We start from the raw sequence: 5,584 nt of genomic DNA, 5'->3' as shown, positions 1-5,584 counted from the left end.
GCGTCGTTGCCGGTGGCCAGATCGAACTTTTCACGGTTTGCGATGAGCGAGGCCATGGCGTTCGGCGAGGAGCAGTCCATGCGAATCAAGCCATCGGTATCGAGCGTCATGAAGCGGAAAGTTCCATCCACCGCCGGATTCACCACCGTAAGGTCCAGATCGTATTGCTCGGCAATGGCCACCCAATAGTCCACCGAGGCACCGCCCATCGGGTCAGCGCCGATGCGCAGGCCGGCCTTCTTGATGGCATCCATGTCCACGACGTTTCGCAGGTCGGCCACGTAAGAATCGACGTAATTGTGTTTTGCGCAGCGCTCGTCCAACACGCCGGAAACGTTTACACGGGCAACACCGGAAAGACCTTCTCGCAGATAGTCGTTGGCGCGCGCCGCAATCCAATCCGTGGCAACAGTATCGGCAGGCCCGCCCGTTGGTGGGTTGTACTTGAAGCCGCCGTCGCGTGGCGGGTTATGCGAAGGCGTGATGACGATGCCGTCAGTGCCTGGGTGCGTCAGGATGGCATGCGAGATAGCAGGGGTTGGGGTGTAGCGGCCACGGTCGTCGACACGCACCTCAACCTCATTTGCAAGCAGGACCTCCAATGCAGAGACCATGGCCGGCTCCGAAAGCGCATGGGTATCGCGGCCAACAAAGATTGCGCCCGTGGTGCCCTGCTCTTTACGGTAATCCACGATGGCCTGGGTAATGGCCAGAATGTGCCGCTCATTGAAAGCGGCATCCAAAGCCGAACCGCGGTGACCAGAGGTACCGAAGACCACCTGCTGGTCCGGATTTTCTACATCGGGAACACGGGTGTAGTAGGCGGTAACAAGCTCCGCGATATCGATGAGGTCACTTGGTTGCGCAAGCTGGCCAGCTCGTTCATGTGCCATGGATTGCTCCTTTAGGGGGGTGGATGGGGAGGTACAAAAGTCCGTTTTAGGCGTGGCTTTAGCTTGCCAAGCCACGTGGAGTTTCGCAGGACTTTTAACCCCCACAAGGGGGAAAATGTGAACCAGATCTACAAATCACCTTTTCTGTCACGTAGTAGCTTTTCAGCATGGAACCAGTGACAAATATTCTCAACAGCATCGCCGGGGTGATTTGGGGTCCATTCGTTCTCATCGCCCGCGAGACCAAGGCCTATTTGAAGTTTGATCCCAAGCTCAACAAGCCAGTTGAGGAAGTTGAGGCGTTCGTCCGTTCCCAGCAGATGGAGTGGAAGTAATATGTAGGCCATGCCTCAAGCACTAGTAGTCGGGTCCGGCGCCGCATTAGGCGCCGTAGCCCGCTATTTTTTGTCATCCCTGTTGGGCGGAGGAATGATTCCGCTGCTTTTAATCAACGTTTTGGGCAGCGCCCTGATGGGTTATTTCAAGCCGGGGCCCTTCTGGGGCACGGGCGTTCTCGGCGGCTTTACTAGCTTCGCCACGTTCGCTTTCCTAACCTCCTCCGTTACTGCCGCGCAGGCTGGCTGCTACGTGCTGGCAACGGTGGTTGGTTGCGTTATGGCCTATCTCCTGGGTGACAAGGTAGGCGCCAAGTGATTGTTCTCTACATCCTCTCCGGCGCCTTCCTCGGCGGCATGGCCCGCTACGGTTTCACCAAGGTACTGCCCGCTCCGGTTAGCACCTTCGCCGCAAATATGTGTGGCGCGCTCGCGATCGGTTTCGCCTACGGCTTTGTTGAGCAAGTAAGCGGCGCGCTTAGCGAGGTCCTCTATCCCCTAGCCATCGTCGGGTTCGCCGGCGGGCTCTCCACGTGGTCGACCCTAGCCAAGGAGCTCGGAGAAATGCTTAAAGAAAAGAGGTACTGGAAGTGTATCCAGTACCTCTTCTTCACCCTCGCGCTGGGCATCGTTCTAGCCTGGCGCGGGGCGATGTGGGCTCCGATTATCTATCAGAACTTCTAGTCCGCGATTGCATCCAAAGGCGGAGTCTTGGATGCACCATGTGCTGGCCATAGCGCGGCCAGCACGCCAACCACGGCAGAGCCCACCAGCAAGATGGCCAGCATGCCCCACGGAATAACGGCGCTACCAAGCCCCTCTTCGGACAGTACCTTGATAAAGGCCCAGCCTAGGCCCAGGCCCAGAATCATGCCCACCACTGCGCCGAATACTGCAATCTGGACGGACTCCAGGGTGATCATCGTGCGGATCTGACGGCGCTGGGTACCAACGGCGCGCAGCATGCCAATTTCCTGACGGCGTTCGATAACGCCCAGGGTCAGCGTATTGACGATGCCGAGCACCGCGATGATGACCGCAAGCGCCAACAGCGCGTAGAGAATGGTCAGCATCTGGTTAATCATGCTTGCGGCCTCGCCAGCGTATTCTTCACCGGAAGCCACCTGCACCACCACGAGGTCCTTGACGGATTCCTCCAGGTTGGTGCGCAGTTGCTCCAAGTCGACGCCCTCCGCTGCGTTGACGCCAACCATCGCTACGGTCAGGGCGTCGCCAGGCAGCAGCTTCTCGACGTCCTTTTGGGAAACCGCCAGCTTGGGCAGCATCTGGAAGTCCTCATAAATGCCCTTCAGCTCGACCTTTGTAGTCTTGCCCGGAACCATGCCAGAAAGCTCGTAGCTCTCGCCGACCTTCCAGCCTTGCTCGCCTGCGGTGGTGGCATCGGCGATGAAACCGCCCTCGGCGATGTCGCTATCGCCTTCGACCATGTTCAGCATGAAGATGTTTTGTGGGTTGGAATCAACCGTCTCCGACATGGTGTGTTCGGGGCCATAGTTCAACGAGGCTTGGTCTTCGACCTTCACCGGCGCGGTGCCGACAGTGATGACTTCGCCAGCGCCCTCGGCCTTGGCGGCGCGCTCGCCTGTCTCTACCGGAGTGGGGAAACTGCCCTGGGAAGGCCCGGAGAGCAGGTAATCGGCGCTGATGTCCTTCTCCATCGTCTCCGCAACGGAGGACTTCATAGTGGCGCCCAGCATGCCGATGGCAGTCACGAGGACAACGCCAAGGGTAAGCGCGAAGGCGGTTGCTGCGGTACGGCGCGGGTTGCGCTTGGAGTTGGTAGACGCCAGCTTGCCGATGGCCCCGAAAGGCGCTCCGATGACTCGGCCCAAGGTAGGAACGATGGGTAGTGAAAGTGCGGGGCCTGCGAGGCTGAAGCCTACGATCAAGTTGAGCGCGCCCAGGCCGACGAGTCCGGCGCGGATGCCAGTCGCGGCGTCGACAAGCACGCCGGCGATGACGAAGATGACGCCCGAGCCCATGAGCAAACCGCCGACGATCGTGCGTACCTTCAGCGAGCTTGCCGCAGCGGACTCTGTGGTGCGCATGGCCTCAACCGGCTCGACTGCACCCGCGCGGCGGGCAGGTGCCCATGCGGAAACCACCGTAACCACGGTGCCCAGAATGATGGGCACGATGACCGCAAGCGGGCTCAATCCGAGGCCGCTATCTGCAGGCATGCCGCGGGATGCAAGCACGGCCTTGATGATCGCCACCAGGCCCATGCCGGCGACGACGCCCACCGCGGAGCCCAAAAGGCCCACGATGAAGGACTCAACGACGACCGAGCGGGTAATTTGTCGGCGCGATGCGCCCAGCGCACGCAACAGCGCAAACTCTTTGGTGCGCTGTGCGACGATCATGGAGAAGGTGTTCGCGATAATGAAGGTGCCGACCAACAGCGCGATGAGGCCGAAGGCAATGAGGAAGTAATTGACGAACTTCAGCGCCGAAGAAATAGCATCCGACATTTCCTCTGCAAGCTTTTCGCCGGACTCCGCCTCGACGTCGTAGGTGGCGTTAAGATGATCGACGAGCTGCTCTGGGCTTACTCCCTCAGCGGCAGAGACCTTCAGCTGCTGCGAGTTTCCGTAGCGTTCAACGAAGGCCTTGCTATCCATCTGCAGGGTAATACTTGGGCCTGCGTCCACGGCTGGCTTCTCGATGCCAGCGACGGTGACCTCGTCACGCTTGTCAGGGTGGACAACGAGCAGCTTTTGGCCAACGGTGACGCCGTACTTTTCTGCCGCGGCATCGTTGATGGTGACCTCGCCAGTACCGTGTGGCGCCTCGCCCTGGATAATCTCGCCGGGCTCACCTACCGACTCTTCAGCGTTGTAGTAGGGCCTAACGCTCGCCCACCGCCGGTGGTCTGGAATGCTTCGGCCTTGTCATTGGCGACGACCACGTTTTGCGCGCTTTCGATGTTGACCTTGCCGACCATGTCGTCGTTAGCTAGGTCCTGGCGCATCTTTTCATCCAAGTCCGGGCCCGAATCCTTCTTGCTGACGGCAGCGTCAACACCAGTAAAAGCATTGGAAACCGCCGCATCGAAAGTATTCGACAGGGAATTGGTGAACATGAACGAGCCGGCAATAAAGGCGGTGCCAAGGACGACCGCGAGCAGCGTCAGCGCAAGGCGGAGCTTATGGGCAACGATATTGCGCAAGGAGACCTTGCGCATGGTGGTATTTCTAGCCATTAGCTTTCGATCTCCGCCATGACCTTGTGGATGGATTCCATGGTTGGATTCTGCAGCTCGTTGACCAGCTTGCCGTCGGCCAGGAAGACCACGCGGTCTGCGTATGAGGCTGCCTTGGCATCGTGGGTGACAATGACGACGGTCTGGTCATCTTGATCCACTGCGGTGCGCAGAATATCCAAAACCTCCGCGGAAGAATTGGAATCAAGGTTGCCGGTGGGCTCATCGCCGAAGATGATCTCTGGGCGGGATACAAGCGCACGCGCACACGCCACGCGCTGCTGCTGACCGCCGGAAAGCTCTGCGGGACGGTGGCTCAGGCGCTGTGCCAATCCCAGACGGGTTGTCACCTCATCGAACCAGGACTTATCTACTTCCTTGCCAGCGATATTCATTGGCAGGGTAATGTTTTCTGCCGCAGTTAGGGTAGGTACCAAGTTGAAAGACTGGAAGATGAACCCTAGGCGGTCACGGCGCAGTGCGGTGATGGACTTGTCGTTTAGCTGCGACATATCCGTGTCGCCGATAAAGGCTGAACCACTAGTAGCTGAATCAAGACCGGCCATGGTGTGCATCAGCGTAGACTTTCCTGAACCTGACGGGCCCATGATGGCAGTAAATTTATTGCGCTCGAAGACCACGTTGACATGGTCCAATGCGGTAACAGCGGTATCGCCTTGCCCGTATTGCTTAAAAAGTTCGACGGCGCGCGCCGCTGCCCTCTCCGGTGGACACATGGTGGGAATCTCCTCACGGTAATGATGGTTTTAAGCTATCCATCCCAGCCTAGCTGCCACACCCGACCGGCGTATAACTGCTAAGAAGATTCCGATCCTTCTCCAAGGTTCATCAACGCCACGTTGAACTACTCCACTCCCCCGCCGTGCATAGACCGGAAATGCCGGTTGATAGTTTCGTTGCTGAATTAACCTGCGTTCGACCCATCGAAGCCGCCGAAACCGGGCGTTGTGGGCCTGTTGGATGGTTCGAATGCAGGTTGGCCAACGATAGGCGTGGGAATGTCGTGCCGATAGTCGTGGCCGGGTGGTGTTGGTTCAATGGTGGAAAACGCAAAGAAGGAAGGGAAGCAACCGTAGTAGTTGCTTCCCTTCTTTTTTGTGTATTGAGTTGTG

Annotated in this window: 6 protein-coding genes and 1 pseudogene; 3 read left to right on the top strand and 4 right to left on the bottom strand. The window is 58.6% G+C overall.

Annotated features, from left to right (window positions below; translation table 11 throughout):
- Positions 1–893 (bottom strand): phosphoglucomutase (locus tag HMPREF2724_RS13130; protein ID WP_246818209.1); only part of this gene is annotated, 893 nt, incomplete at its 3' end.
- Between the two features lie 176 nt (positions 894–1,069).
- Here HMPREF2724_RS13130 and HMPREF2724_RS12820 point away from each other — a divergent pair.
- The 3 genes from HMPREF2724_RS12820 to HMPREF2724_RS05095 are packed head-to-tail and all read left to right on the top strand — an operon-like array spanning position 1,070 to position 1,912.
- Entirely contained in the window at positions 1,070–1,228 is a 159-nt protein-coding gene (locus HMPREF2724_RS12820; protein ID WP_168163250.1) for a hypothetical protein, read from the top strand.
- A 10-nt stretch (positions 1,229–1,238) separates the two neighbouring features.
- Entirely contained in the window at positions 1,239–1,547 is a 309-nt protein-coding gene (locus tag HMPREF2724_RS05100; RefSeq protein ID WP_061926026.1) for a fluoride efflux transporter family protein, read from the top strand.
- Positions 1,544–1,912, top strand: coding sequence for a fluoride efflux transporter FluC (locus tag HMPREF2724_RS05095; protein ID WP_082778689.1), 369 nt, complete (start codon positions 1,544–1,546; stop codon positions 1,910–1,912). Before HMPREF2724_RS05100 ends, HMPREF2724_RS05095 begins: the two co-directional genes overlap by 4 nt.
- Here HMPREF2724_RS05095 and HMPREF2724_RS05090 read toward each other — a convergent pair.
- The 3 genes and pseudogenes from HMPREF2724_RS05090 to HMPREF2724_RS12990 form a co-directional block, all read right to left on the bottom strand.
- A pseudogene (locus tag HMPREF2724_RS05090) lies at positions 1,909–4,451 on the bottom strand (ABC transporter permease). The gene HMPREF2724_RS05095 and the pseudogene HMPREF2724_RS05090 overlap by 4 nt on opposite strands.
- Entirely contained in the window at positions 4,451–5,188 is a 738-nt protein-coding gene (locus HMPREF2724_RS05085) for an ABC transporter ATP-binding protein (protein WP_061926034.1), read from the bottom strand. The pseudogene HMPREF2724_RS05090 and the gene HMPREF2724_RS05085 overlap by 1 nt, the downstream one beginning before the upstream one ends.
- A 188-nt stretch (positions 5,189–5,376) precedes the next feature.
- Positions 5,377–5,584, bottom strand: a 208-nt coding sequence (locus HMPREF2724_RS12990) for a hypothetical protein (RefSeq protein WP_210386679.1), incomplete at its 5' end; no start/stop codon positions are given.

It is taken from the genome of Corynebacterium sp. HMSC071F07 (genome assembly GCF_001810285.1).
Taxonomy (GTDB): Bacteria; Actinomycetota; Actinomycetes; order Mycobacteriales; family Mycobacteriaceae; genus Corynebacterium; species Corynebacterium simulans.
This window is presented reverse-complemented; position numbering and strand designations above follow the sequence as displayed.